This is a genomic window from Halorubrum sp. SS7, assembly GCF_005435055.1.
In the GTDB taxonomy this organism is placed as follows: Archaea; Halobacteriota; Halobacteria; order Halobacteriales; family Haloferacaceae; genus Halorubrum; species Halorubrum salinarum.
Genome location: NZ_SGXV01000225.1, coordinates 1 through 645, shown reverse-complemented (window position 1 = coordinate 645; position 645 = coordinate 1). Strand labels below are relative to the sequence as shown.

Below are 645 nucleotides of genomic sequence, written 5' to 3'. Positions count from 1 at the left end.
GACATCGATGCGCTCCGTGCGGAGGGCGTCCGCGTGTACGGGGCAAGCGCAGCGGTCGAGGACCCTCGCCCTTCGACAGACTTCGAACCGGAATTTGTCACGGTAACGCCCGACTCCGGAACGGCGTACGTGAGTCTCCAAGAGAACAACGCCGTTGCGAGAGTCGATATTCAACGCGCCGAGATTGCGGAGATATCCGGGCTCGGATTCAAGGACTTCTCGCTTCCGGGCAATGAGCTCGACACGAGCGACGCCGACGCCGGTGACGAAGACGTGATCAGTTTCCAGAACTGGCCGGTCAAAGGCATGTACCAGCCCGATGGGATTCGGGCGTACGAAGTCGCCGGGCGCCAGTATCTCATCACCGCGAATGAAGGTGATTCGCGCGATTACGAGGTGTCAACCGTGAGCGATCTGTCGTTGGCGGACGACGCTTTCGCGCCCCGGCTCTCAGAGAACCCGTTTGTCGATAGCGTTGAAGCGCTCAAACGCCCCGAAAACTTGGGCAATCTCGAGGTAACGAACCAGCTTGGCGACCACGATAACGACGGCCAGTTCGAAGAGTTGTATCTGTTCGGAACCCGCTCATTCGCCATCTGGGAGGCCACTGACAACGGCTTACAATTAGTGTTCGAAAGCGGCAAC

General features: G+C 59.1%; 1 protein-coding gene. It reads left to right on the top strand.

Going from position 1 to position 645, the window contains the following annotated elements; translation table 11 throughout:
• Positions 1 to 3 precede the first annotated feature (3 nt).
• Positions 4 to 645: choice-of-anchor I domain-containing protein (locus tag EXE44_RS17750; protein ID WP_394348235.1), on the top strand; the 642-nt coding region annotated here is incomplete at its 3' end.